Below are 26321 nucleotides of genomic sequence, written 5' to 3'. Positions count from 1 at the left end.
AAAAAACCACCTGTTACGGTGGTTTTTTTGTGAAGGCCGATCAGAACAGCTGGACTGACGGTTTCTCTTTGGCAATCGGTTGCGCACTGCTGGTCTGCTCGTACCAGCCGCCACCGAGGGCCTTGTACAGGTTGACCTCGCTGGTGAGCTGGGACAGGCGATCAGTGATCAGCGTCTGTTGCGCGCTGAACAGCGAGCGCTGTGCGTCGAGGAACGTCAGGTTGCTGTCGATCCCGATGCGATAGCGACGCTCGGCAAGACGGTAGTAGTCCTGGTTGGCAGTGACGAAATCACGCTGCGCCTGGAGCTGCTCGTTATAGGTCTTGCGCGAGGCCAGGCCGTCGGAGACTTCCTGGAATGCGGTCTGAATCGCCTTCTCGTAGTTGGCGACGTTGATTTCCTTCTGGATCTTGGAGTAGTCCAGGCTGGCACGCAGGTTACCGGCGTTGAAGATCGGCAGGTTGATGCTTGGCTGGAACAACCAGGTGCCCGAGCCGCCCTTGAACAAACCAGACAGATCCGGGCTGGCCGTACCGGCATTGGCCGTCAGGCTGATGCTCGGGAAGAACGCTGCGCGTGCTGCTCCGATGTTGGCATTGGCTGCCATCAGGTTATGTTCGGCCTGCAGGATATCCGGGCGGCGTTGCAGCAGGTCGGACGGAAGACCAACCGGCATTTCGGTCAGCAGGTCGGCAGACAGCGGCTGCGCTTCTGGAAGGTTGTCAGGCAGGGCAGAGCCCAGCAGCAGGGTCAGGTTGTTCTGATCCTGTGCGACCAGTCGTTGGTACTGGGCCAGTCTGGCCTTGGCACTTTCAACCGAGGTACGCGACTGGCTCAGGTCCAGTGCCGAAGCAACGCCCACTTCATTGCTGCGCGAAGTCAGGCGATAGCTTTCCTCGTAGGTCTTGAGGGTTTCCTGCGTCAGCTTGAGCAGTTCCTTGTCGGCCTGCCAGGTCAGGTAAGCGTTGGCGACGTTGGCCACCAGACTGATCTGGGTGCTGCGGCGTGCTTCTTCGCTGGCGAAGTAAGTCTGCAAGGCCTGATCGCTGAGGCTGCGAACCCGACCGAACAGGTCCAGCTCATAGGAGCTGATACCCAGGTTGGCCGAGTAGGAGCTGGTGATGCCGGCTTCGCCACTGGTGGACATGTTGGCTGGCACCCGCTGGCGTGAGCCTGTGGCATTGGCCGATACGGCCGGGAACAGGTCGGAACGCTGGATGCGGTACTGCGCACGGTAAGCGTCGATGTTCAGTGCCGCGACCCGCAGGTCACGGTTGTTGACCAGTGCCGTCTGGATCAGCTGTTGCAGTGCCGGGTCACGGAAGAACTGACGCCAGCCTTGCTCGGCGGCCGCTCTTTCGGCGTTCTCGGCTGGCAGGTACGCAGGACCTTGCGGGTACTGCGCTGCAACCGGTGATTCCGGTTGCTTGTAGTCAGGAATCAAGGAGCAGCCGCTGAGAATGAACGCGGTAACTGCCAGAGAAATCAGGGACTTGCTCATTGGCCAGCCTCATCGTGAGAGATAGGTTTCTGCTTGCTCTTGAAGAGCGCCGATATCGATACGAAAAACAGTGGCACCCAGAAGATGGCCAGGACGACGGCGGTGATCATACCGCCAATGACGCCTGTACCAATCGAGTGTTGGCTGCCCGAGCCTGCGCCCGTGGAGATTGTCAGTGGGACAACACCCAGGATGAAGGCCATGGAGGTCATGATGATCGGACGCAGGCGCATCCGGCAAGCCTCAATTGCAGCGTCCGTCAGGGTTTTCCCCTGCTCGTGGAGTTCTTTGGCGAACTCCACGATGAGGATGGCGTTTTTCGCCGCCAGACCGATTGTCACCAGCAACCCTACCTGGAAGAACACGTCGTTCGACAGGCCGCGCATGCTGGTTGCGATCAACGCACCGATGACGCCCAGTGGAACCACCAGCATGACCGCGATCGGAATCGACCAGCTTTCATACAATGCCGCCAGACAGAGGAAGACCACCAGCAGGGAAAGTGCATACAGCGCAGGTGCCTGCGACCCGGACAGACGTTCCTCGTAGGACAGGCCTGTCCAGGAGATGCCGATGCCTGGTGGCAGTTTCTTCGCCAGTGCTTCTACTTCGGCCATGGCCTCGCCGGTACTGTAGCCCGGAGCCGGTGTACCGAGAACTTCCTCTGCCGCCACGCCGTTGTAGCGCGACAGTTTAGGCGAGCCGTAGACCCACTTGCCGCTGGCGAATGCCGAGAACGGCACCATCTCGCCCGCGCTGTTGCGCACGTACCATTTGTTCAGGTCTTCCGGAGTCATCCGGGCGCCCGAGTCGCCTTGCAGGTACACCTTCTTCACGCGACCACGATCGATGAAGTCGTTGACGTAGCGACCACCCAGGGCAATGGACAGGGTGTTGTTGATGTCCGACAGCGTGATCCCAAGGGCGCTGGCCCGTTCGTCATCAATGATCAACTGGTACTGCGGTTCATCGTTCAGACCGTTGGGACGTACGCCTGCCAGAACCTTGCTCTGGGACGCCATGCCCAGGAACTGGTTACGTGCTTCCATGAGTTTTTCATGGCCCACACCACCCTGGTCTTGCAGGTAAACGTCGAAACCGGTGGCGTTACCCAGTTCCAGAACCGATGGAGGGACTACGGCGAACACCATGGCATCGCGGAAGCTGAAGAAGTGTGCCTGGGCACGCTTGGCCAGCTCGAAAACGCTGTTTTCAGCCGAACGTTCATCCCATGGCTTGAGCATCACGAACGCAATCGCAGAGCTCTGGCCGCGACCGGCGAAGTTGAAGCCGTTGACCGAGAACACCGATTTGACGGCGCCGCTTTCCTTGGTCAGCAGGTAATCGCGCATATTGTCGATGACTTGCTGTGTACGCTCCGACGACGAACCGGCCGGCGTCTGGATCTGGGCGAAGAGTACGCCCTGATCTTCTTCTGGCAGGAACGCAGCCGGAATACGGGTGAACATCCAGATCATGCCAACGCAGATCAGGACATAGCCCAGGTACGCCGGGAATTTATGCTTGAGCATATTGCCCACGCCGCGCTCGTAGCTTTCTACGCTGCGGTCGAAGGTGCGGTTGAACCAGCCGAAGAACCCGCGCTTGGGTTGGCCATGCTTCTCGTGATCGATGGGCTTGAGCATCGTGGCGCAAAGGGCAGGGGTGAAGATCAGGGCCACCACCACCGAAAGCGCCATCGCCGATACGATGGTGATCGAGAACTGTTTGTAGATCACCCCGGTTGAACCACCGAAGAACGCCATTGGCAACAGAACCGCCGACAGAACCAGTGCGATACCCACCAATGCACCCTGGATCTGCTCCATGGACTTGATGGTTGCCTGTCTGGGGGACAGTTTCTCTTCTGCCATGACTCGTTCGACGTTTTCCACCACGACAATGGCGTCGTCCACCAACAGGCCGATGGCCAGGATCATGCCGAACATGGTCAGGGTGTTGATGGTGAAGCCGAAGGCCGCGAGGATGCCGAAAGTACCCAGCAATACCACCGGAACAGTCAATGTGGTGATGACCGTGGCACGGAAGTTCTGCAGGAACAGGTACATCACCAGGAACACCAGGACAATCGCTTCGCCCAGAGTATGAACCACCCCGGAAATCGACTCGCTGACCACTGGGGTGGTGTCATACGGGTAGACGACTTTCATGCCAGGCGGAAAGAACGGCTCAAGCGATGACACGGTTTTGCGGATGGCCTTGGCAGTGTCCAGAGCGTTGGCGCCGGGTGCCAGCTTGATCGCCAGGCCGGAAGCGGGTTTGCCGTCGAACTGGGAGTCGACGCTGTAGTTTTCTGCGCCCAGGCCCACGGTGGCGACATCCTTGACGCGCACTTGAGAGCCATCGGCGTTGACCTTCAGCAAAATATTGCCGAACTGTTCTGCGGTCTGCAGACGGGTCTTGCCGATGATGGTTGCGTTAAGTTGCTGGCCGCTGATGGCGGGCAGGCCACCCAGTTGACCGGAAGACACCTGAACGTTCTGGGCAGTGATCGCGTTGCTGACATCGACCGGGGTCAACTGGAAGTTGTTCAGCTTGGCCGGGTCAAGCCAGATACGCATGGAGTACTGGGCACCGAAGACCTGGAAGTCACCCACGCCGGATGTCCGGGAAATCGGGTCCTGCATGTTCGACACGATGTAGTTGGCCAGGTCTTCCTTGCCCATGCTGCCATCTTCGGACACCAGGCCGATAACCATCAGGAAGTTTCTCACTGCCTTGGTTACACGGATGCCTTGTTGCTGTACTTCCTGAGGCAGCAACGGTGTGGCCAGGTTCAGCTTGTTCTGCACCTGAACCTGCGCCGTATCCGGGTTGGTACCCTGATTGAAGGTCGCAGTGATGGTCATGCTGCCGTCGGAGTTACTTTCCGAGCTGACATAGCGCAGGTTGTCGATACCGTTGAGCTGCTGCTCGATGACCTGCACCACGGTGTCCTGCACGGTCTGTGCAGAAGCGCCCGGGTAGGTCACCTGAATCGCGATGGCTGGCGGTGCGATGCTTGGGTACTGGTTGATCGGCAGGCTGAGGATCGACAGGGAGCCGATCAGCATGATCACCAGGGCGATTACCCAGGCGAAAATCGGGCGATCGATAAAAAATTTCGACATGGGTTACTCCCCTTTGCTGCCTGCGGCTTTTTCAGTGGCCGGGGCAGGCGCCGGGTTAGCTCCTTTGACGTTGGTTGCTTCTGCGACTTTCACTTCCGCGCCCGGTTTTACGTACTGCAGGCCTTCGGTGATGACACGATCACCGGCGTTCAGGCCTTCTTCGATCAGCCACTCGCTACCTACGGTGCGGTTGGCAACCAGGGTACGCAGCTCGACCTTGTTGTCCTTGTTCACGATCAGGGCAGTCGGAGTGCCTTTCTGGTCGCGGGTCACACCCTGTTGTGGCGCGAGGATGGCCTGGGCACTGATACCGGCTTGCAACTGGGCGTGAACGAACATGCCTGGCAGCAGACGATGATCGGGGTTCGGGAAGACAGCGCGCAGGGTCACGGAGCCTGTACCCTGATCAACCGAGACTTCCGAGAACTCCAGTTTGCCTTCCAGTGGGTAAGCGCTGGAGTCTTCCAGAGTCAGCTTGACCTTGGCGGCGTTGTCGCCTGCCTTCTGCAATTTGCCGCTCTCGAGGTCGTTCCGCAGTTTGAGCATGTTGGCCGATGACTGCACCACGTCGACGTAGATCGGGTCGAGTTGCTGGATGGTAGCCATGGCTTCGGTCTGGGCACTGCTGACCAGCGCACCTTCGGTAACTGCGGAACGACCGATGCGACCGGAGATCGGCGCCAGCACCTTGGTGTAGCGCAGGTTGATCTGGGCGGTCTGCAGGGCAGCCTGGGCTTCCTGGCTGGAGGCTAAGGCCGTGTCGTATTCCTGACGGCTCACCGCTTGTTCGCTGACCAGTTGCTTGTAGCGATCAGCCAGGGATTTGGCCGACTGCAAGGTTGCCTGGGCGCTGGTGGCGGTTGCTTCATAAAGCGCCGGGTCGATCTGATACAGCTGCTGACCGGCTTTGACATCGCCACCTTCAGTAAACAGGCGCTTGAGGATGATGCCGTTGACCTGTGGGCGTACTTCGGCCACACGGAAGGCGGTGGTCCGGCCAGGAAGCTCTGTGGTCAGTGCATAAGGCTGGGCTTTGAGGGTGACGACACCGACCTGAGGGATCTGAGCCGGCGGCGCCGCCTCTTCCTTCTTACTACAGCCACTGAGCAGTGTTGCCAGGGCGACGGCAGTGACCAGAACGGTAACAGCTGGCTTGAATTGCATGAAGATCCTCGGGGCAGGAGCCTGTTTACGCAAGGGAGTTGGAGATGTAAAAAAATATTTCGGCTAGATAAGTAGCATGCTAAGGAATATACTTACATTCATGGTTGTTTGTAAACATCTTCTTACCTGTTCAGACGCCGGTGATTGCAAGCTCGGGACAAGGTCATACAAATGCCGCCCGTGCCCGTTTTCAGGTCTTGATAAACGACCCTGAAGAATTTTTTGAGGTTTATTGCCATGGTCCGCCGCACCAAAGAGGAAGCCCAGGTCACTCGCAGCCAGATTCTGCAGGCCGCCGAACAAGCGTTTGATGATCGCGGGGTTGCCCGCACGACGCTTGCTGACATTGCGACGCTTGCAGGCGTGACACGTGGTGCTATTTATTGGCATTTCACCAATAAGGCCGAACTGGTGCAGGCAATGCTCGACAGCCTCCGTGAGCCGCTCGAAGACATGGCCCAGGCCAGCGAAAGTGAAACTGAAGCTGACCCGCTTGGCTGGATGAGAAAACTGCTGATTCATTTGTTTCATGACGTTGCACTGGATCCGCAGACCCGTCGCATCAATGAAATCCTTTTTCATAAATGCGAGTTCACGGATGAAATGTGTGATTTCCGACGTCAGCGTCAAGATAATGCAACCCTGTGCCATGAACGAATCGGCCGGGCACTGAGCAATGCCGTACGCCGGGGACAACTGCCTGCCTCTCTGGACGTCAAGCGCGCCTCGATCAGCCTGTTTTCGTATATCAACGGCATCATCTATCAATGGCTGCTGGTGCCTGACAGTTTTTCGCTGTCCGGAGACGCCGAGCGGCTGGTCGATAGTTGCATGGATATGTTGCAGTACAGCCCGGCCTTGCGGGCATGAGTACGAACCCTGCTGTGCGGTAGGTCAATATAGTCCTGACTTGCACGTACAGGCCAGTATCTAACGCGAGTTCTCCACGTTTTGGGTAGGGTGTTTACTTATTGTTTACCTTTGCGGTGTCGGCACAGTCTCGCCAGCGCTATATAGATGCCTCGGGATGACAATCGTCTTGTAGGAGTCGAGTAGGACTTTTCTCGAAGCATGTAGCTGATTTCCCAAACTGATTTCCGTGTATTGCTCCGCTCTCAAACTCCCTTCAATCTTCGTCCCTTAACCAACAAACGGGAGGGAGGTTGCATGTTTTTATTGAATCTTGCGCCCATATGCTCTGAAGTCGGCAGCAACTTCACCACTATCGAAATAGCCCGTTCTGGCTGTGGCAGGAGAGCAGCCGCTCGGGTCACGGCAGAGCCTTGCGTGTACGGCATGGACGCCACCCTGATCCGAAGGATCATCGGGAGGACCGGTCATGTCAGAAACCGTATCTGACCCTGTGAGGTTATTGGCCCGGCTTGGCGCTCAATCTGAACATCTGGCAGTGGATTGTTCCGAAGGCGTCCCGGTTGTCCGTCTTGGCCTTATTACGACCCTGTATTTCAAGGAAGGCCATACGCCGGAGGCCAAGCGCCGTGTCGAGGCCTGTTTCTCGCGCTTCTATGGCGCCTTCAAACCGATGCTCAAATGGCAGCTCTATAACCGGATGCGACGTCTTACGGCCTCGGGATTTGCGTCGTGCAGACGTCAGGTTCTGCAAAGTTCTCCGGATGTGCAGTTTGCGTGGTCCCTGGCCAGTGCTACCCAGGCGGAAGTCGCCACCTACAGCCTGTTTGTGATGAACACCTCGCAAGGGCAGGCCGACAATGACCGTTCCTGTCTGAAAATGGTTTTGCCCTGGTCATACCTGGCCGAGCCCGATGGCTTGAAGCGTTATGAGGACTGGATCAGATACCTGTGCAGTGAGGTCCAGGCCGATCACGGGTTTGGCAGTCTGGCCTGTGTGCTGCCAGGGGACGGCCATCATTACCTGCCGCTGGAGTATCAGTTTGCTCAGGAGTACCCCGGATTGATGGTCGATCCTGGCCCGCATATAGAAAGCCTGCGTCTGCTTGAGCGCATCAAGGGCGTCGGTTGGTACACCGTATTGGGCGAGTCATTCGTCAAGCGGCTGGGCGGTAGCGATACGGTGCGTGGCCGGTTGAGTGGCTGCAGCGATATCGTTTTCCATACCTACAGCAACGGCTTGATGATTCGTGCAGGCGCTGTGCCGCAGTTGGGCAGCCGGGGAGTGGCTCCCGATGTCTACCGGGAGGTCAACAAGGTCATCAAACCGATCCGCCTGCAGGACACCGGCTGTCTTCACCCTTATCTGGTTCCTGGTGTGGGCTTTACCAAGGAAACCACTGCGCAGTGGTACGCCCGTTTCGACGAGAAGCCTGTCCCGCCTGTCAATGCAGGCGATGCCTGCCCCAGATCCGGCTACTGGTTCAGCAATGCCAAGGTGCGTTCCCGACGCTTTTTCACTCAGGGTGAAATCATGCCTGCATTCGCCCATATCAAGGCCAGCCGAACTCAGTGGTTCTGGGCGCAGCAGGACGACTGAGCTTTATTTCCTTTCTGCGCCGCGCAGCATCTGGTTGGGCATGATCAGTGCTGTCGCCAGACCCAGCAGCGAAACCGCCGCGCTGATCATCAGCAAGTGACGAAAGGTCACCGCCAGTTCTGCACGCAAGGCTTCGAGGGCCGGACCGCTGGTGGTATTGAGGCTGTCGATCAAGGCATTGCCAGTACCGCCTTCGCCACCTAGCGAGCCGGGTTCGAGCTGGCCGATCCCTGTGTCTTGCAGCATGGCCAGCAGCAGTGCCGACATCATCGCCACACCCACTGCGCCGCCCAGTGAGCGGAACAGATTGGAGGTGCTGGTCGCCACGCCAATATCCTTTATTGCCACTGCGCTTTGGCTACCCACCAACGAGGTGGGGAACTGCATGCCACTGGCAATGCCGGTCAGGACCATGAACAGGCTTGTGATCAGGATCGAGTGCGCGGGAGTGAACGCCATTCCCAGAATGGCGATGGGCATGAGCACTGCGCCCGTCAGGATCAGGGGCTTGTACTGGCCGGTCACGGCGGTCCTTCGACCTGCGCAATAGGCGCCGATGGGAATGCCCATTGCCAGTGGCAGCAGGTGCAACGCTGCACTGTCGGCACCGCCGCCGGTGACGGTCTGGTAACGCATCGGCATCAGCACGATCAGCGAGATGGCCTGGAAGCTGGTAAAGAACACGGCGCTCCAGCACAACACGGCGCTGCGATTGGCAAACAGGTGCATGGGCAGCAGCGGTTCCTGAACCTTGCGTTCGTACCAGACGAACAGCGACAGGGTGAACAGGGCGATACCGAGCATGATCAGAATTCGCGGATTGCCCAGGCCGTGACCCTGACCGATTTCGGTGATGCCCAGCAACAGGCTGGTCAGGCCGATGATCATCAGCACCGTCCCCAGGTAATCGATGACCGGTTTGCGTTGCGGTATGGGCAGGCCATTCAGGGAGCGATAAGCCACGACCAGTGCCAGCAGGCCCAGAGGAAGATTGATCAGGAACACCCAGCGCCAGGACAGGTATTCGGTCATCAGCCCGCCCAGCACCGGCCCGGCCACGCTGGCGACGGCGTACATGCTGCTGAAATAACCTTGATAACGTCCCCGTTCGCGAGGCGGGACGATGTCGGCGACAATGGCCTGGCTGACCGACACCATGCCGCCAGCGCCTATCCCTTGAAGCACCCGTGCCAGCACCAGTTGTTCCATGCTTTGGGCAAACCCGCAAAACAGCGATGCGAGGGTAAACAGCCCAAGGCCGAACAGCATCAGCCTGCGGCGTCCATACAAATCTCCCAGCTTGCCGTAGATGGGCACGGCAACGGTCAGCGCTACCATATAGGCAGCGATCACCCAGGCCAGCAGGCCGATATCCTTGAATTGAGCGGAGATCGCCGGCATCGAGACGGCCACGATCGTCTGGTCCAGAGCACTGAGAAATACAGCCATCATCAGTGCGGACAAGATGCTGCGGATCTTTACAGTAGTGTGCGCAAGACTGGTCAAGGTAAACCTGAAAGCCGGGAGGGAAATTTGACCAGTCTAGTCCGATAGCCTGCTAATCGATAGCTGACTTTGTTTAACCGCGGCTTTCATCGCAACGCGCTGAGCGTTGCAGAGGTCGGTACGCAATGACCAAAGCTGCAGGCCGCAACCTTGGGCGCCTGGCGAGCCATCTCAATACGATAAGCACCCACCGCGTACATTCCGACCACTGCGAGTACACCCAATACAGCCATGCATTTTTTTATTTTTACGTTCATGGTGCATTCCTCATTCCCACTACAGAAAGGGCATAAGGAAATTGTAGGACAAGAATTGCACGTCAACTGGCAGGTGCGAATTTATTCGCGAACACGGTTTGAATGAATTCGCTCCTGGGTGCCGCAGCATTAGAATACGCCCCTTCGATTTATTCATCAGACAGGTCAGCTATTCATGGCACGCAAGGCATTCAATGCATATGAGGCGGTTTCCGCCGTGATTCCGGGTGAGGGCGGTTACAGCGCGGCGATTGCGGTAAAGGCTCTGGAGGCAGGCGGTGCGCCCCGTTTTCATCCGGTCTTGCCGGGAGAAAAATTCAAGACCGCCCATGACGCCGATCAGGCCGCCACTCAGGAACTGGAGCGGCTGACCGACGTGGATAGCGAAGGTGAACTGGTATGGGCGGGCGCGTAATCAGACCTTTGGACGGTGCATCTTGAAGAGTGCTTCCGGCCCCAGCTGGAAGTAGTCCGCCGGGCCGCCACCGCGCAGGATGGGTTCGGCGGCTGCGGTGTCGTAGACGCCATCCTTGAGCAGCCACTTGGCGATATGCACCGCCACCACTTCGCCCAGGATCAGCCAGCTGGGTACCAGCTCCTTGTCGGCACGCTGCAGTTGCACGATCTGGGTGACCTTGCATTCAAATGATACTGGCGTCTCCAGCACACGAGGCACGGCGACGATCTTCGAGGCCAGTGGCGTCAGGCCGGCCAGCTCGAATTCATTCACATCCGGCGGCACGGCCGCGCAGCTCTGGTTCATGGCTTCGGCCAGGGCGCGGGTGGACAGGTTCCAGACGAACTCGCCGGTCTGCTCGATATTGTTGAGGCTGTCTTTGCGCCCGACACTGCAGAAACCAATGATCGGCGGAATGTAGTTGAACGCGTTGAAGAAGCTGTAAGGCGCGAGATTCAGCCTGCCCTCGCGGTCCTGAGAGGAGATCCAGCCAATCGGGCGCGGACCTACGATAGCGTTGAACGGATCGTGCGGCAGACCATGGCCTTTGGCTGGCTCGTAGGAGTGAATATCGTCTGACATGGCTTGATTCCTGATAACCACGATTTCGGGGAGTCGCTCATAGTAGACCCGGGCCCAAAAACAACAAAGCCCGGCACTGGCCGGGCTTGGGTGTCACAGGTGGCTATCACACCCGACGGTTTGCACCGACGCGGTCAGCGCCATCAGCAGCCAGACGATTTGCACCAACGCGGTCGGCACCATCGGAAGTCAGGCGGTTTGCACCGACGCGGTCAGCGCCATCAGCGGCCAGACGGTTTGCACCAACGCGGTCGGCACCATCGGAAGTCAGGCGGTTTGCACCGACGCGATCAGCGCCATCAGCAGCCAGACGGTTTGCACCAACGCGGTCGGCACCATCGGAAGTCAGGCGGTTTGCACCGACGCGATCAGCGCCATCAGCAGCCAGACGGTTTGCACCAACGCGGTCGGCACCATCGGAAGTCAGGCGGTTTGCACCGACGCGATCAGCGCCATCCGCAGCCAGACGGTTTGCACCAACACGGTCGGCACCATCGGAGGTCTGACGATTCGGGCCGATATTGGTGTTGTTCGAACCACCTTCAGCAACGACAGGGGCGTTCAATGAATCGTTGGCATTGATGGCCGGCAGTGCGAAAGCAGACGAAGCCAGAACAGAGAAAGCGAGGCCGAAAATCAGTTTGGTGGTTTTCATGGTGTGTCTCCAGTTTGGGGCGGGTGAGTTGTCATCCCGGTATGGAGGCAATGTTACGGGGCTGGTGATTATTAAGAAGTTAATCGGATTGCTACCCACCATCGCTAAAAATGATAGTAAGTCGCATCGCCCGGTTTTCGGGCCTTTCAGCGGGAAAGGGGTGTTTTTGGTGCGTTTCCTGAAAAACTTTGTAATAAAGGCTCTTGACAAATTAAAACATAAATAGATTTAAGGGCTTGCATGCAAACTCAGGCTAAAAAACGCACCAGCCTGAAACAACTTGTCATGTTCGCTTGCCCATGAAAAAGGGCAGCCCATGACGCTGGCTGCCCTTGATCATCAATGAAACGCGAGATCAGTCGGTTTCGATACGCGAATGCTTGCGGGTGTCCTTCATGAATACATACACCAGCAGCGAGCATGCGATACAGGCCGTGACATACCAGTAGTAGCCGGTTTCCATGCCTATGCTCTTGAACCACAGAGCGATGTATTCAGCCGTGCCGCCGAAGATCGATACGGTCAGTGCGTAAGGCAGGCCTACGCCCAGGGCGCGGATTTCGGTCGGGAACAGTTCGGCTTTGACCACGGCGTTGATCGAGGTATAGCCGCTGACAATGATCAGTGCGGCCATGATCAGGAAGAACGCGCCCCACCAGGTCTGGATGGTGTGCAAGGTGGTCAGGATCGGCACCGTACACAGGGTACCCAGGACACCAAAGGCGATGAGGATCGGACGACGACCGATCTTGTCGGACAGACCGCCAACGACCGGTTGCAGCAGCATGAACAGGAACAGCGTCGCTGCCGAAATGGTGGTCGAGTCACTGATGCTCATGCCTACCGTGTTCACCAGATACTTCTGCATGTAAGTGGTGTAGGTGTAGAAGGCCAGGGTGCCGCCCATGGTCAGGCCGACCACGGTCATCAGTTCCTTGGGATGACGCATCAGGGTGCGCATCAGGCTTTCTTTGGGCTTGTCGTCTTTCTGTTTGCGGGTAAAGGACTCGGTTTCTTCCATGCCGCGACGCAGGAACAGCGCCACGACGGCACACAGCGCGCCGATGGCGAACGGAATACGCCAGCCCCAGCTGTGCAGCTCTTCGGTGGTCAGGACCTGTTGCAGCACGATCAGTACAGCCAGTGCTATGAGCTGGCCGGAAATCAGGGTGACGTACTGGAAGCTGGAGAAGAAGCCGCGACGTTCCTTGGTGGCCATTTCACTGAGATAGGTTGCCGAGGTGCCGTATTCGCCACCCACCGACAGGCCCTGCAGCAGGCGTGCAAATACCAGCAGGATCGGAGCGCCGACGCCGATGGTTTCATAGCCCGGTGTCAGGGCAATGATCAGCGAGCCGAAGCACATCAGCAGTACCGAGGCCATCAAGGCGGCCTTGCGCCCTTTGTAGTCGGCGTACAGACCCATCAGCCAGCCACCGATCGGACGCATCAGAAAGCCTACGGCAAAGATCGCGGCGGTGTTGAGCAGTTGGGCAGTGCTGTCGCCTTTGGGGAAGAAGACTTTGGCGAAGTACAGCGAGAAAGCGGCATAGACGTACCAGTCATACCACTCGACCATGTTGCCGACCGAGCCGCTGAAGATCGACTTGAGACGGCTGGAGGTGGACTTTTCAGCGGCGGGTGCGCCAGCCGACTCTTTCGAGAGAGTGTTGGAGGTATCCATGGTGTTCCTTAAGTCATTATTTTTAGAAGGCAGCTGCACGCAGCCTGACCTGAGCTATAGCAGGAGTTGTGCCAGGCCCGAGAGGCCCGTTCCAGAGGGGATGAGGGAATAGAATGAGCGGAAATCCGCCTATCTAGCATTTCTGGATAAGCGGAAAATTGCCGATATCAGCGAAACGCCGGTTTATCGAGGGTGGCCGGGACCGAAAATCAGCACGGCCAGCACAAAGGCGAACATCAGACCCAGGATGATCATTACGCCCTTGCCGATATTCTCCGAGCAGTAGCGCTTCACGTGTTGCCATCCCCCGGTCTTTTCAGCGCAATGGCTTTGAAACCTGGATATCCGGTAAGGAGAAAGCACTATCCAGGCCACCAGCATGATGAGGCAGGTGGCCACTGCGACCGGTCCGCTATTGGAGAAGGCGGCGATTGCGACGCCTAGCGGGATGCCATGACGCAGCAGTAATGCCTGATGTCCCGGCCAGCTCAGCCAGCGAGGCAGCAGCCGTTCACTCAGGTATTCATCCACAGACGCAAAGGAGGCGGAAACCGGCTTCCAGAACGACATGAACACGTAGAACACCAGAAGAATCACTACCGGCAAGCTGAGTGCCGTGAAAATCGTATAGAACAGGTCGAATTTCCCGGCCCGGGACGTAGGAACGATGCCGGCTGTCAGGATGAATACGAACCCGAACAGATAAGCTCTCAGGTAAGCGTTGAAGTGGACCTGGTCATAAAGCTTTCGCCAGCTCGTGAGGTCGGCGTCCGGGTACTGCTTCAGTGCTTCGGGGTAGCGATAGGTAAGGTCCTCGGACAGTTGCTCGCAACCTTCCCAGACCGCCGGGTCGCTGTTTCTGGCCATGCGCAGTTGCCTGTCCAGTGGCGGCGGTTCGAGCAGTAGCTTCGCCGCATCGCCGTGATGGCTGTTCTCGGTCAGCAGCTCTTCCAGGCGTTTGGCAAACCCGTATCGCTCACAGCGCTCGACAAGCCGCTGCCAGAGCGACGGCGGGTCGGTCGGAGTGTAATGCTTCTGATCCCAGTCGAAGAGCTGGCAGATGCGCTCGAACAAGGCCGGTGTCCAGTCCCGGGTATTGATCAGAAGGGTCATGGTCCAGCGTTGCAAGTGCTCACGATGTTCCAGCTTTTCCAGCCAGGGTTGTTGTTCAAGGGCTTTGAGCTCGTCCAGGAACTGGCGCTCCTGCTGGCTTTCCAGCAGGGCTTGCAGGCGGGGCAGGGTTTCATCGAGCAGCGCCTGGGTCAGGCGTTTTTCCTGATGGGCACTGAGCGTCACCTTTTGCCAGGGCGTCAGCCATTGCAGCTGGGCTACAGCCGCCTTGAGCAGTTGAAGATTGTCGTCGGTGTCGATCAGGCAACGCTGCACCAGATGCTGCTGAAACTGAGCATCCGCTCCAAGGTCCCTGGCCAACTGATGTTGTGAGTGCAGGTTTTGCGCTGTGGTCCTGTGTGCCACTTCGTACCAGCTCTGCTCCACAGGCGGAGGCGTGCTGACAACTGTTGGCTCTGAAGCCAGTACCGTTTCGAGGAGTAGCACGGGCATGAACGGTTCAGGACTCGCATCGATTTCCTGATACTCGTCTTCATCCGCTTCATAGCGATTGCGAGCCTGATCCAGCGCTTGCTCGTAAGCGTCCCGCAATCGTTGAAAGGCGTCCGGGTCCTCATCGGGCCGGTTCACTTTCAACAGCCTGGCGTACTGACGCTTGATGCTGCGCTCGTCGGCATTTCTGTCCAGCTCAAGGACGCTCCAGCAATTCATCCCTGTTACCTCTCGCCCCGCTCGAAAAGATCGATCTCTTGTTCGAGGCTTTTGCGCATTTCGCTGATCTGGCGATCATCCTGGGTTTCCAGCACACGCTGAAACTGGCTGGCCCAATAGCCGATCATTTCCCGGGCTTCACCCAGGTATTCCTGATACAGCCGTTCCAGGCGGGCGCTGAGGTGCGTATTGACCTGTTGCTCGCGTGGATGAACCTTGAGCGCTGCCAGCACCTGGAGGCGTTCCTGGATTTCCTCGGGGGTCATCACGCCGGGGTTATTCTCGATCACCAGCTTGTGACTCTGGCCGGTCATCGGGATCTGTACATCGGCCTCCAGCAGGCCATTGTTGTCGTAGGTGAAGCGCACATTCAGTTCGACTTCACCGGCCTTGGCAGGCGGGATCGGAATATCCAGTTCACCCAGTGCAATGTTGTCTTTCACCAGACGGCTTTCGCCTTGATAGATCTTCACCAGCACATGCTTCTGGTTGTCGCTCAGGGTCTGCACGGTTTTGACGCGACTGACCGGGACCACGCTGTTGCGCTCGATGATCGGCAGGTAATGACCGCCTTCGATGGAGTTGCCAAAGCGATTGGAGGTTTCGATGCCCAGGGTGTAAGGGCACACGTCGGTCAGGACAATCTCTTCCAGCGCTGCGTCTCTTTGCTTGAGCGCCGCCTGGATGGCAGCGCCTTGGGCGACGACTTCATCGGGGTTGAGGGTGATGGACGGAAAACGCCCGAACAGCCCGGCCGCGAGTTTGCGAATCAGCGGCATGCGCGTCGTGCCGCCCACCAGCAGGATTTCGTCGAGGTCGGCCACGCGGATTTTCGCGTCCCGCAGGGCTCGCTCGATGGGCGCGCGCAAGCGTGATAGCAGCGGCGCGTACAACTCGCTCAGTTGCTCCTGAGTGATGGTCTTGCGCCATTCACGGTCGGCATGACGCAGTACGAATTCGGCACTGCTGTCTTGCCCCAGCGCCTTGCGCACGCGCTCGGCTTCGCGGCGCAAAGACGGGCCGATGCTGGCCTTGGGCGGAAAGTCGGTTTCGTTGCGATGCAGGTCAATGAAGTGATCGACCAGCGAAAGGTCGAAGTCTTCGCCTCCCAGAAAGTTGTCACCGGCGCTGGCGCGTACTTCCATCACGCCGTCGAACAGTTCAAGAATCGAGATATCGAAGGTGCCGCCACCCAGGTCGAACACCAGGAACGAGGTTTCGCCTTCCTTCTGATGCAAGCCGTATGCGAGCGCTGCTGCGGTGGGTTCGTTGATCAGCTTGTCGACTTTCAGGCCTGCCAGTTCGCCTGCTACCCGAGTGGCCTTGCGTTGGGCATCGCTGAAGTAGGCGGGCACGCTGATCACGGCCTCGGTCACGGTTTCTCCGAAAGCCCGTTCCACATCGGCCTTGAGGCTTTTGAGGACCAGTGCCGAAAGTTCTTCGGGCCGGTAAGCGTTTGCTCCCAGGCTGACCTTTTGCGCACTGCCCATGTGGCGCTTGAACAGTGCCGCTGTTCTGGAAGGATGAGTCTGCAGGCGCTCGCGTGCGGCTTTTCCCACCAGGATCTGATCATCGTCGTCCAGCCCTACCACGCTGGGCGTCAGCATTTCGCCCAGTGCATTGGCAACCAGTTGGGTTTTACCATCGCGCCAGACGGCGACCAGACTGTTGGTCGTGCCCAAATCTATACCGACGATCATGTGATGCTTTCTCCTTGCGTGTTCACTGTCCGGATTCTAAAGGGGGATAAGGTTGATCGGTCGATTCCATGAATAGTTTCATGCCAGAAACATTTCTCGCACCAGCCCGTGACGCTGCATTTTTTCGTTGAAGGTGCGACGCGGCAGTTGCAGCTCATTGAGCACGGATTTGATATCGCCTTTATGACGGGTCAGGGAAGCGCGCAGACATTGAGCTTCGAACGCCTCCTGTTGCGCCGCCAGGGATTGACACTGTTGCGGGACTTGCTCGATATCCAGCCCCAATGCCTGACGCTCGGCAGCGTTGGCCAGTTCGCGAACATTGCCCGGCCAGTCATGGCTGAGCAACTGCCCCAGTTGCAAGGCGCTGAGGGCGGGCGCTTCGCGACCCATTCGGGCTGCAGCCGTGCGGGCAAAGTGATTGAAGAGCTGCACGATGTCTTCGCGCCGTTCGCGCAGTGGCGGCAGATGCAGTTGCGCGACATTCAGGCGATAGGCCAGGTCTTCGCGAAAGCGTCCGGCCCGTGCCTCTTCCAGTAAGTCCGGCTTGGTTGCAGCGACGATCCGCAGGTCCACTTCAATGCTGCGATTGGAGCCCAGCCGTTCCAGGCGTTTGTCCTGCAACACCCGCAGCAGTTTGACCTGCTGGGCCATGGGCATGCTTTCGATCTCGTCGAGAAACAGCGTGCCGCCGTCGGCGTATTCCAGCCTGCCGATGCGCTTGCCCTGTGCGCCGGTAAAGGCTCCGCTTTCGTGGCCGAACAGTTCGGCTTCAAACAAATGCTCGGGAATGGCGGCGCAGTTGAGAGCAACAAAAGGCTTGCTGGCTCGCGGCCCGAAATCATGCAGGCAGCGGGCGACCAGTTCTTTGCCACTGCCGGTTTCGCCACGGATGATCACGTTGACCGGCAGTTGCGACAGCTCCAGCACATTGCGTCGCAAGACTTGCAGGCTGGGCGACACACCCAGCAGCGTGGTGTCCAGTTGGGTGCGGGCGTCGGCCTGTTCGGTCAGGCGGCGGTTTTCCAGGACCAGCTGGCGTTTTTCCATGGCTCGGCTCAGGTTGGTGAGCAGGGTCTGCGGGCTGAAGGGTTTTTCCAGAAAGTCGTAGGCACCTTCACGCATGGCCTCGACCGCCATGGGCACGTCGCCGTGACCGGTGAGCAGGATGACCGGCAGGTCTTTGTCGAGCGTTTGCAGGCGGGCCAGCAACTCAAGGCCGCCCATGCCCGGCATGCGCACGTCGGTGAGGATCACGCCGGGAAAGTGCTCGGGCAAATGCTCCAGGCATTCTTCGGCGCGGCTGTAGACCTGCACCTGAAAGCCCGACAGCGTCAGCCAGGGTTCGATGGCCTGGCGGATGGGGGCTTCGTCGTCGACAACGATGACCGAGTTCAGCATGGGGTTTGAGTCTCTATGAGGTCATTGGGCAGGCTGAACCAGAACACCGCACCGTTATCCCGGTTTTCTGCTGTCAGGCGACCCTCGAGTTCGTGAATGATCGCATAAGACACCGCGAGCCCGAGACCAAGACCGTCGCCCACCGGTTTGGTGGTGAAGAATGGATCGAAGATATTGCCCAGATGCTCTTGCGCAATACCACCGCCACTGTCGATGACACTCAGTTGCCAGTGCTGCGCCTGGGCATCGATGCGTACCTCCAGACGCTTGAGGGGTTTGTCGCGCATGGCGTCCAGGGCGTTGCGCAGCAGGTTGATCAGCACCTGTTCCAGGCGAATGGAATCACCACGTACCCAGGCCGGACGGGATATATGCAACACGCAACTGACTCGCTCTTCGCGAATGCGCGGGTCCAGCAGCAGCAAGGCCTGATCGACCACGGTCGCCAGATCCAGTCGCTCACGCAGGCCGCTGGGGCTCTTGCGGGCGAAGGTTTTCAGATGGCCCGTGAGTGCGCTCATGCGGGTCAGTTGCTGATCCAGCGGGTCCAGGGACTTGCAGGCATCCTCGATGCGGCCCTGATCGAGCAGCAGGCGCAAGGTTGCCAGTTGCATGCGCTGGGCCGTCAGCGGCTGGTTGATCTCGTGGGCGAGTGCCGCAGACATTTGTCCCAACGCCGCCAGCTTGGTCGATTGCACCAGGCCCTCCTGGGCGGTGCGCAAGTCACGGGTGCGTTCCTGAACCTGACGTTCCAGTTCGTCGCGGCTGCGTTCGCGCAGTTTCGACAAGCGCCAGCGCTGATAAAGGAACAGCCCCAGAAACACCAGCGTCAGCCAGATACCGGCGCCCGCCAGTGCGGCATTACGGATATCGTCATTGACCAACTGTGGTTTGCGCAGCAGGTGCAATGTCCAGTTTTCGTCGGGAAGCGGCATGGACTGCCAAAGGTAATCAGTCGTGCCATCGGGGCCGTCGACCCGGCTCAAATGGCTTTGCGGCCCGACCTGATCGAGAAGGCGACTGCGCAGCGGTGACAGCGGCTTCTTGTCGTACTGTCGGGTGCGCAGCAGCTCTGCACGGTTTTCGAGGGAAATGGGTTCCAGCTCGCGATAGCGCCATTCGCTGCGGCTGGCGATAAACACAATGCCTTTGTTGTCGCTGACCAGCAGCAGATCGTCGCCCTGGCTCCATTCCTGCTCGATATCGGGAAATTCCAGCTTCACCACCATGGCGCCGCCGAAATTACCCTCGTCATCGCGCACGGCATTGGACAGGAAATAGCCCGGAATACCGGTGGTGACACCCACGGCATAGAAGCGCCCGATGCCTTGGGTCTTCGTCTGTTGAAAGTAGGGACGAAACCCGTAGTTGTGGCCGACATAGCTGTTGGGGTGTCGCCAGTTACTGGCACCTACGGCCAGCCCGTTTCGATCCAGCAGTTCCAGAGAGGAAGAGTGGGCGGCCTCGTTGATTTTTTCCAGCTTGAGGTTGAGCGAAAGCCGGGCGCCTTCGGTGAGCGGGCCGCTCACGGCTGCGCGAATTTCAGCATCGAGCGCCAGCACCGAGGGCAGGGCGCGATAGCGTTCGATCAGGGTATGCAGGGTGTTGGCGTACAGCACCATTTGCCCGCTGGCACGGGTGGCTTCCTGTGACAGGGCATGTCGCTGAGCCTGCAGCATGGCCACGCCGGCAGACAAGGCGGCGCCAGCCAGAATCAGGAGGGTATAGAGGGAAATACGCAAGTTGCGATGTTTGAAAATCATATCGCGTGGGCTGCCTGGGGTTTCAAAACCAGCGTATTCGCAAGCGCTTGCACTCGCGAATACGCCGTTATCGGCATTTACAGCAGGTTGAAGCTCGCCTGTTTCACTGCCTCGGAGTCGAGACCGATCATGACTTTGAATTCACCCGGCTCGGCAGCGTATTTCAGCTTCGAGTCGTAGAACTTCAGGTCGTCCTCGCTGAGGGTAAAGTTAACGACTTTTTCCTCGCCTGGCTCAAGCGTGACCTTTTCGAAGTTTTTCAGCTCTTTTACCGGACGGCTGATCGACGCCGCGACATCACGCAAGTACAACTGCACGATGGTGGTGCCAGCGACCTTGCCGGTGTTCTTGACGGTGACACTGGCGGTCAGCTTGCCTTTGCGGGCCATTTTGTTGTCCGACAGCTTGACGTCGGACACGTCGAAGCTTGTGTAGCTCAGGCCATAACCGAACGGGAAGAGCGGGCCGTTGGTTTCCTCGAAGTAGTGCGAGGTGTAGTTGCCCGGCTTGCCCGGCGTGTAGGGACGACCGGTGTTCAGGTGTGCGTAGTAGACCGGCAACTGGCCAACCGAACGCGGGAAGGACATGGCCAGTTTGCCCGACGGGTTGTAGTCGCCAAACAGTACGTCAGCCACGGCGTTACCGCCTTCGGTGCCCGGGAACCAGGTTTCGAGCATGGCATCGGCCTGTTCCTGTTCGTCGACCAGCACCAGCGGACGGCCATTCATCAACACCAGCACCAGCGGCTTGCCGGTGGCTTTCAGGGCCTTGATCAGATCGCGTTGCTTGCCCGGAATGTTCAGGCTGCTGCGGCTTGCGGACTCGTGGGACATGCCACGGGATTCACCCACAACGGCCACGATCACGTCGGACTGCTCGGCCACTTTCACGGCCTCGTCGATCATTTCCTGGGCAGGACGTGGATCGACTTCCACTTCGTGTTCGATGAAGTTCAGGTAGTTGAGGATGTGTTCGTTGTCGCTGACGTTCGCGCCACGGGCATAAACCAGCTTGGCCTTGTCGCCGACGGCATTGGCCAGACCGTCGAAGACGGTAACCGACTGGTTCGGCCGGCCAGCTGCGGACCAGCTGCCCAGCATGTCGAGCTGACTTTTCGCCAGGCCGCCAATCACGGCGATGGTCCCTTCCTTCTTCAGCGGCAGGGTTTCGTTCTGGTTTTTCAGCAGGACCAGGGTCTTGCGAGCCACATCACGGGCTTCTGCGCGGTGCAGACGATCATCGGAATAGGTGTCGGCCGGATCATCGGCAGCAACGCCGATACGACCGTAAGGTGCCGCGAACAGGCCCATGTCGTACTTGGCGCCCAGCACTTCGCGTACGGCGTTGTCGATTTCCTTCATGGAAACCTCGCCATCCTTCACCAGCCCCGGCAATTGCTCGCCGTAGGCCACGTCATTCATGCTCAGGTCGACGCCTGCCTTGATTGCCAGCTTGGCCGCTTCGCGATAGTCCTTGGCCACGCCGTGCTCGATCAATTCCTTGATGGCGCCGTGGTCACTGATGGTCACGCCCTTGAAGCCCCAGTCCTTGCGCAGCAGGTCTTGCATCAGCCACATGTTGGAGGTGGAGGGAACGCCGTTGATCGAGTTGAGGGCGACCATGACACCACCCGCACCGGCATCGGTGGCTGCGCGGTAAGGCGGCAGGTAATCCTGGTACATGCGCGTCATGCTCATGTCCACGGTGTTGTAGTCACGTCCGCCTTCGACTGCGCCATACAGGGCGAAGTGTTTGACGGCGGCCATGATGCTGTCGTTCGCGGCGACGTTCTTGCCCTGGAAGGACTTGACCATCACTTCGGAGATGCGCGACACCAGATAAGTGTCTTCGCCGAAACCTTCGGAACTGCGGCCCCAGCGTGGGTCACGGGAGATATCGACCATCGGCGCAAAGGTCATGTCCAGGCCATCGGCGCTGGCTTCTTTCGCCGAAACCCGGCCAGTCAGTGCGATGGCATCCATGTCCCAGCTGGCAGCCATGCCCAGGCTGATCGGGAAAATCGTGCGATGGCCATGAATCACGTCATAGGCGAAGAACATCGGAATCTTCAGACGGCTATGAGCTACAGCCGCTTCTTGCAATGGACGGTTTTCTGCGCGTGTAATGGAGTTGAACGTTCCGCCGATTCTGCCTGCGGCAATTTCCTTGAGAATCTTTGGCTGAGGCATATCGCCGCTGATGCTGATCAGGCGCAACTGGCCTATCTTCTCATCGAGGGTCATCTGTTTCATCAGCTTGGAGATGAAGGCATTCTTGGCTTGCAGTGTGGCTTGGGCGGATGGAGCGGTAGTGGAAGTGGTATCGGCCATTACCGATTGACTGGCCAGACCGACCAGCAGACCTAATAAACACAGCTTATTCATGAATGATTTCTCAAGGCTTTTGCCAGTAACTCGCGTTTAATACCGGGTAGCCATATTTTGGGTTTTAGACCTTTGGCATTTATTGTGCGAACAGCGCGAAGGATAGACGCAGGTAGACGCTGTTCGTTTCGTGGCCTGCAGCATATCGAATCCTTTCAGATTCGACTTGCCTGGGCGTTGGCGAGGGATTATGCCGGGGAACTTCTATTTTGGCTAAGGAGTGGCCATCCAATAGAACAAAAATCACCGGAGGTCAGGTGTTGAAGCTTGTGTTACAGCATGTGTTTTATGCAGTGGTGTTGTGGGGCGTCGTATTAAAGGCCCAGGCGGAACAGGTCGCTCTTGTGTTCCCGCCCATGACCGGCAATGTGGTTGATTCGGCGCAGATGCTCGACAGTCAGGCCACGGTGCGTCTGGCGAAAATGCTCCAGGCCCATGAGCAGGCGACCGGAGAACGGGTCGTGCTGGTGACTGTGGTCGACCTGCAAGGCACGACCCTCGCGGACTTCGGTTCACGACTGGGCAGCGCCTGGGGCCTGGGCAGCAATGGCCGGGACGACAGTGCCCTGCTGATCGTCGTGCGCGACAAGCGCAGTGTCCTGATCGAGGCGGGCTCCGCTCTGGACGATCGTCTGACCGACGCCCAGGCTTCGCTCATCATCAACATGCTGATCCTGCCGGAGTTCAACCGCAGCCGTTTTGCCACGGGCATCGAGCGCGGCGCCCGGGCCATGGTCATGGCGCTGGGCGGGCATGTGCCCGAAGAGCCCGAGCCATCCACCGAGTTCAGTGTCTATGATGTGCAGGCCAGCAGCGATGTGGCCTGGCAGATTGCCGGTGGATTGATTGTCGTGGTGTTGCTCATCGTGTTCGCCTGCCTGAGACGGGCAGTGCTTGTCTGCGCAAGCTCGCGTGAAGGTTCGGCAAACGGCAATCGCAGATTTGGCGGCGGCGCCTCGGGCAACTGGTAACAGGACTCTGGAAATGGCTTTACTCAATACAGACGAACAACAGCAGGTTGCAGAAGCAATCGACCGCCTTGAACTGCGCACCGATGCCGAGCTGGTCACGGTCCTGGCGGCCAGGGCCGACGACTACGCCTACATGCCGCTGGTATGGGCCGGGCTGATCGGTTTGCTGCTGCCGGGCATCATCAATTTCTTCACCGATATGCTGAGTGCCAACGAACTGTTGCTGGCGCAGATGAGCACTTTCATTCTTGTGGCCCTGCTGTGCCGCATTCCGGCGGTGACCAGTCATCTTGTTCCCACTTCGGTCCGGCGCTGGCGGGCGGGGAATCTGGCACGTCGGTTGTTTCTCGAACAGAACCTGCACAAGACGACGGGAGGCACCGGGATCCTGGTGTTCGTCTGCGAGGCCGAGCGTTACGTCGAAATTCTGGTGGATCACGGCATTGCCACTCGCCTGCACAGCGACACCTGGAAAGCGATGGTCGATGTCTTTACCCAGCAGATCAGGGACGGGCAGGCATTGCAGGGCTTCCTGGGCTGTATTCATGCCTGCGGCGAATTACTGGCCGATCATGTGCCGGTGACCCGTGAACGCAGCGAGTTGACCAACCGGCTGGTGGTCCTGGGATAAGGCCGCTGGTACATGAGTGCCGGTGGCCTACATATTTCTTAACCCTGAGCGCTCAACCCGCCTAAAATAGCCCGCTTCCTGTTCAGCTCCAGCCGCCCGAGGCGTTTTTCGATGTCAGCCACTGTCACTTCCTCCAAACCCGCGCCGGATCATCGCGCGCAGTTTCTGGGTTTGCTGGATACCAGCCTTTCCCAGAACTCCCTCATCAAGCTGGTTCTGGCCAGATACGTGGGCTCCGAAACCGAGTTGCAGCGGGTCATCATCAAGCCGCTGACGGTCAAGGATCAGCCCTGCCTGTCGTTCGTGTATCGCTATAAAACCCGCGACATCACCAAGAATTTCCCGTTGCGCGAGGCCGTGGATGTCATTGCTGGCCTGCTGCCTGAGTCGTTCAAGAATGCACATTTGCTGTCGCTGACCGATGAGGTACAACTGGAGTTCGGCAAGAAGGGCAAGAGCACGCTGTTCAAGAGCAAGGCCCAGCAGGAGCGTGAAGCCCCATCGGCCGGTCATGACCGGGAAAAGAAACGCTACCTTGAGCTGACCCGGCCTTTTCTCACCGATCTGGGTGTGACCAACAAGCAGCATGAGCTGATCCCGGCCATGTCGCGCAAGTGGAAGCAGATCAACAAGTTCATCGAAGTGTTTTCCCACGCCCTGACTTCATCGCCGCTCAAGCTCGATCAGCCGGTCAAGGTGGCGGACTTCGGTTCCGGCAAGGGTTACCTGACGTTCGCGATACACGACTACCTGTGCAACACCTTGCAGGCCCAGGGCCAGGTGACCGGCGTTGAACTGCGCGAAGACATGGTCAACCTGTGCAATGCCGCTGCCGAGCGCCTTGAGCATTCAGGCCTGGTGTTCAAGCATGGCGACGTTCGCAGCGTGGCTCCCAGCGCCCTGGATGTGATGATTGCCCTGCACGCCTGCGATATTGCCACCGACTACGCCATCCATATGGGCATTCGCTCCGGTGCGTCGATCATCATGTGTTCGCCGTGCTGCCACAAACAGATCCGCCTGCAGATCCAGAGCCCGACCTTGCTGCGCCCTATGCTGCAATACGGCCTGCACATGGGGCAGCAGGCTGAAATGGTCACCGACAGTTTGCGCGCCTTGCTGCTTGAGGCCTGTGGCTACGAAACCAAGGTGTTCGAGTTCATCTCGCTGGAGCACACCAACAAGAACAAGATGATCCTGGCGGTCAAGCGCGCTGAGCCTGTTGACCCGGCGCAGTTGCTGGCGCGCATCCAGGAACTCAAGGCGTTCTACAGCATTACCGAGCACTGCCTGGAAACCTTGCTCCAGGCAGACGGATTTCTCAGCTGAGCGACGTGGCCGGTTTTGGCGGCGCAATGACCGAGGTCTTGCGCCCCAGCATCACCGTGGCAATGACGGCAGCGGCGAAGACCCAGGTAATGGGTTCGACATGCTCGCCAAAGAACATCGCCGACAAGGCGATGGTGAAGAAAATCTGCAGCAGTTGAACTTGACTGACCCGCGAAATCCCGCCCATCGCCAGCCCTGAATACCAGGCGAAGAAGCCCAGGAACTGCGAGAAAAACGCCACATATGCAAAGGCCCACCAGGTTCCGCTAGACACGGGCCCTTGGTGTTGTGCGGCGAAATAGATAAAGGGGCCGATCAGCAAGGGGCTCGACAGCACCAAGGCCCAGCAGATCACCTGCCAGCCGCCCATTTCCTTGGCCAGTCGGCCACCTTCCGCGTAACCCAGCCCGCCCACAGCAACGGCAGCCAGCATCCAGAGGTCCCCGACCTGAATGCCGCCAGCGCCACTCATCAGTGAATAAGCGAGCACCAAGGCGCTGCCCAGTGCCGCGCAGCCCCAGAATGCCTTGGATGGACGCTCATGGGAAAGCCACGCCGCATAGATCGCGACAAACAGCGGTTGTATACCGTTGACCAGCGCACCGTGGGAGGCGGGCAAGGTCTGCATGGCCCAGGCCGACAGCACCGGAAAGCCGATGATGACGCCCAGAACGACCAGGGCCAGGCCTTTGAGCTGTTGCCGGGTCGGCCATTTTTCACGACGCCAGTACAACAGGGCCGCCGCCGGAATCGCCGCCAGCAGCGCACGACCGATGCCGTTGAGCAGTGGGTGAAGTTCCTGCACCACGATGCGAGTCATCGGCAGCGTCAGGCTGAAAATGATGACGCCCAGCAGGCCCAGAGCCATACCGGTGTTTTCACGAGAAGACATGATCCCAATCCATTTCTAATGTTTTTTGTATACAGAATGGGCATATAGCCACAGGTCAGCC

At 58.6% G+C, this 26321-nt stretch carries 20 protein-coding genes; 6 read left to right on the top strand and 14 right to left on the bottom strand.

The features are described 5' to 3' along the window. Positions 1-40: 40 nt before the first annotated feature. The 3 genes from K5D32_RS09015 to K5D32_RS09005 are packed head-to-tail and all read right to left on the bottom strand — an operon-like array spanning position 41 to position 5796. Positions 41-1501: an AdeC/AdeK/OprM family multidrug efflux complex outer membrane factor gene (locus K5D32_RS09015; protein ID WP_221576164.1), complete on the bottom strand. Its 1461-nt coding sequence runs from the start codon at positions 1499-1501 to the stop codon at positions 41-43. Then, entirely contained in the window at positions 1498-4632 is a 3135-nt protein-coding gene (locus K5D32_RS09010; RefSeq protein WP_221576163.1) for an efflux RND transporter permease subunit, read from the bottom strand. The genes K5D32_RS09015 and K5D32_RS09010 overlap by 4 nt, the downstream gene beginning before the upstream one ends. Positions 4633-4635: 3 nt before the next feature. Further along, on the bottom strand, positions 4636-5796 hold the full coding sequence (locus K5D32_RS09005) for an efflux RND transporter periplasmic adaptor subunit (RefSeq protein WP_221576162.1): 1161 nt from the start codon (positions 5794-5796) through the stop codon (positions 4636-4638). Positions 5797-6033: 237 nt separating this feature from the next. On the opposite strand from K5D32_RS09005, the gene K5D32_RS09000 reads away from it, so the two are divergent. Then, positions 6034-6666 (top strand): TetR family transcriptional regulator, encoded by a 633-nt coding sequence (locus K5D32_RS09000; protein WP_221576161.1) that lies wholly within the window; start codon positions 6034-6036, stop codon positions 6664-6666. Between the two features lie 469 nt (positions 6667-7135). Continuing rightward, positions 7136-8266, top strand: coding sequence for a DUF3396 domain-containing protein (locus K5D32_RS08995; RefSeq protein WP_221576160.1), 1131 nt, complete (start codon positions 7136-7138; stop codon positions 8264-8266). Positions 8267-8269: 3 nt separating this feature from the next. Here K5D32_RS08995 and K5D32_RS08990 read toward each other — a convergent pair whose 3' ends face one another. Next, positions 8270-9718 carry an MDR family MFS transporter gene (locus K5D32_RS08990; protein ID WP_260407323.1) on the bottom strand — a complete coding sequence of 483 codons (1449 nt, stop codon included), beginning with the start codon at positions 9716-9718 and terminating at the stop codon, positions 8270-8272. 140 nt (positions 9719-9858) lie between these two features. Continuing rightward, the gene (locus K5D32_RS08985; RefSeq protein WP_162883700.1) at positions 9859-10029 is read right to left on the bottom strand and encodes a hypothetical protein; all 171 of its coding nucleotides are present in this window, start codon (positions 10027-10029) and stop codon (positions 9859-9861) included. Between the two features lie 175 nt (positions 10030-10204). Here K5D32_RS08985 and K5D32_RS08980 point away from each other — a divergent pair, with 175 nt between their 5' ends. Continuing rightward, entirely contained in the window at positions 10205-10444 is a 240-nt protein-coding gene (locus K5D32_RS08980) for a hypothetical protein (RefSeq protein ID WP_025261621.1), read from the top strand. On the opposite strand, the gene K5D32_RS08975 is transcribed toward K5D32_RS08980, so the two are convergent. The 8 genes from K5D32_RS08975 to bglX all read right to left on the bottom strand — a co-directional run bounded on the left by K5D32_RS08975 (position 10445) and on the right by bglX (position 22437). Further along, the gene (locus K5D32_RS08975) at positions 10445-11068 is read right to left on the bottom strand and encodes a flavin reductase family protein (RefSeq protein ID WP_221576158.1); all 624 of its coding nucleotides are present in this window, start codon (positions 11066-11068) and stop codon (positions 10445-10447) included. Positions 11069-11174: 106 nt separating this feature from the next. Next, positions 11175-11723 carry a phage infection protein gene (locus K5D32_RS08970; RefSeq protein WP_221592510.1) on the bottom strand — a complete coding sequence of 183 codons (549 nt, stop codon included), beginning with the start codon at positions 11721-11723 and terminating at the stop codon, positions 11175-11177. Between the two features lie 355 nt (positions 11724-12078). Beyond that, positions 12079-13407 (bottom strand): MFS transporter, encoded by a 1329-nt coding sequence (locus K5D32_RS08965; RefSeq protein WP_025261617.1) that lies wholly within the window; start codon positions 13405-13407, stop codon positions 12079-12081. Between the two features lie 183 nt (positions 13408-13590). After that, the gene (locus tag K5D32_RS08960) at positions 13591-15189 is read right to left on the bottom strand and encodes a J domain-containing protein (protein WP_221599945.1); all 1599 of its coding nucleotides are present in this window, start codon (positions 15187-15189) and stop codon (positions 13591-13593) included. A 5-nt stretch (positions 15190-15194) separates the two neighbouring features. After that, positions 15195-16889: a molecular chaperone HscC gene (locus K5D32_RS08955; RefSeq protein WP_221599943.1), complete on the bottom strand. Its 1695-nt coding sequence runs from the start codon at positions 16887-16889 to the stop codon at positions 15195-15197. 78 nt (positions 16890-16967) lie between these two features. Beyond that, on the bottom strand, positions 16968-18290 hold the full coding sequence (locus K5D32_RS08950; protein ID WP_221599941.1) for a sigma-54 dependent transcriptional regulator: 1323 nt from the start codon (positions 18288-18290) through the stop codon (positions 16968-16970). Further along, entirely contained in the window at positions 18284-20053 is a 1770-nt protein-coding gene (locus K5D32_RS08945) for an ATP-binding protein (protein WP_221599939.1), read from the bottom strand. Before K5D32_RS08945 ends, K5D32_RS08950 begins: the two co-directional genes overlap by 7 nt. A 77-nt stretch (positions 20054-20130) precedes the next feature. Further along, positions 20131-22437 (bottom strand): beta-glucosidase BglX, encoded by a 2307-nt coding sequence (bglX, locus tag K5D32_RS08940; RefSeq protein WP_221599937.1) that lies wholly within the window; start codon positions 22435-22437, stop codon positions 20131-20133. A gap of 260 nt (positions 22438-22697) precedes the next feature. Between bglX and K5D32_RS08935 the strand changes: the two genes are divergently transcribed. The 3 genes from K5D32_RS08935 (at position 22698) to K5D32_RS08925 (ending at position 25368) form a co-directional block, all read left to right on the top strand. Further along, on the top strand, positions 22698-23408 hold the full coding sequence (locus K5D32_RS08935) for a YgcG family protein (RefSeq protein WP_221576151.1): 711 nt from the start codon (positions 22698-22700) through the stop codon (positions 23406-23408). 13 nt (positions 23409-23421) lie between these two features. Continuing rightward, a complete protein-coding gene (locus tag K5D32_RS08930; protein WP_025261610.1) occupies positions 23422-24039 on the top strand; it encodes a TPM domain-containing protein in 618 nt (205 codons plus the stop codon). Positions 24040-24150: 111 nt separating this feature from the next. Beyond that, complete coding sequence (locus tag K5D32_RS08925) at positions 24151-25368, top strand: SAM-dependent methyltransferase (RefSeq protein WP_221599935.1); 1218 nt, start codon at positions 24151-24153, stop codon at positions 25366-25368. Here K5D32_RS08925 and K5D32_RS08920 read toward each other — a convergent pair. Next, positions 25361-26260 (bottom strand): DMT family transporter, encoded by a 900-nt coding sequence (locus tag K5D32_RS08920; protein WP_221576149.1) that lies wholly within the window; start codon positions 26258-26260, stop codon positions 25361-25363. The genes K5D32_RS08925 and K5D32_RS08920 overlap by 8 nt on opposite strands. Positions 26261-26321: the final 61 nt, after the last annotated feature.

It is taken from the genome of Pseudomonas cichorii (assembly GCF_019719005.1).
GTDB lineage: Bacteria > Pseudomonadota > Gammaproteobacteria > Pseudomonadales > Pseudomonadaceae > Aquipseudomonas > Aquipseudomonas cichorii_E.
Note: the sequence above shows the minus strand (reverse complement) of the source record. Positions and strands in the feature narration are given on the sequence as shown.

Coding starts and splice junctions, on each gene's coding strand:
- K5D32_RS09015 (WP_221576164.1), bottom strand. CDS start 1,501: ATGAGCAAGTCCCTGATTTCTCTGGCAGTTACCGCGTTCATTCTCAGC.
- K5D32_RS09010 (WP_221576163.1), bottom strand. CDS start 4,632: ATGTCGAAATTTTTTATCGATCGCCCGATTTTCGCCTGGGTAATCGCC.
- K5D32_RS09005 (WP_221576162.1), bottom strand. CDS start 5,796: ATGCAATTCAAGCCAGCTGTTACCGTTCTGGTCACTGCCGTCGCCCTG.
- K5D32_RS09000 (WP_221576161.1), top strand. CDS start 6,034: ATGGTCCGCCGCACCAAAGAGGAAGCCCAGGTCACTCGCAGCCAGATT.
- K5D32_RS08995 (WP_221576160.1), top strand. CDS start 7,136: ATGTCAGAAACCGTATCTGACCCTGTGAGGTTATTGGCCCGGCTTGGC.
- K5D32_RS08990 (WP_260407323.1), bottom strand. CDS start 9,718: ATGATGGCTGTATTTCTCAGTGCTCTGGACCAGACGATCGTGGCCGTC.
- K5D32_RS08985 (WP_162883700.1), bottom strand. CDS start 10,029: ATGAACGTAAAAATAAAAAAATGCATGGCTGTATTGGGTGTACTCGCA.
- K5D32_RS08980 (WP_025261621.1), top strand. CDS start 10,205: ATGGCACGCAAGGCATTCAATGCATATGAGGCGGTTTCCGCCGTGATT.
- K5D32_RS08975 (WP_221576158.1), bottom strand. CDS start 11,068: ATGTCAGACGATATTCACTCCTACGAGCCAGCCAAAGGCCATGGTCTG.
- K5D32_RS08970 (WP_221592510.1), bottom strand. CDS start 11,723: ATGAAAACCACCAAACTGATTTTCGGCCTCGCTTTCTCTGTTCTGGCT.
- K5D32_RS08965 (WP_025261617.1), bottom strand. CDS start 13,407: ATGGATACCTCCAACACTCTCTCGAAAGAGTCGGCTGGCGCACCCGCC.
- K5D32_RS08960 (WP_221599945.1), bottom strand. CDS start 15,189: ATGAATTGCTGGAGCGTCCTTGAGCTGGACAGAAATGCCGACGAGCGC.
- K5D32_RS08955 (WP_221599943.1), bottom strand. CDS start 16,889: ATGATCGTCGGTATAGATTTGGGCACGACCAACAGTCTGGTCGCCGTC.
- K5D32_RS08950 (WP_221599941.1), bottom strand. CDS start 18,290: ATGCTGAACTCGGTCATCGTTGTCGACGACGAAGCCCCCATCCGCCAG.
- K5D32_RS08945 (WP_221599939.1), bottom strand. CDS start 20,053: ATGATTTTCAAACATCGCAACTTGCGTATTTCCCTCTATACCCTCCTG.
- bglX (WP_221599937.1), bottom strand. CDS start 22,437: ATGAATAAGCTGTGTTTATTAGGTCTGCTGGTCGGTCTGGCCAGTCAA.
- K5D32_RS08930 (WP_025261610.1), top strand. CDS start 23,422: ATGGCTTTACTCAATACAGACGAACAACAGCAGGTTGCAGAAGCAATC.
- K5D32_RS08925 (WP_221599935.1), top strand. CDS start 24,151: ATGTCAGCCACTGTCACTTCCTCCAAACCCGCGCCGGATCATCGCGCG.
- K5D32_RS08920 (WP_221576149.1), bottom strand. CDS start 26,260: ATGTCTTCTCGTGAAAACACCGGTATGGCTCTGGGCCTGCTGGGCGTC.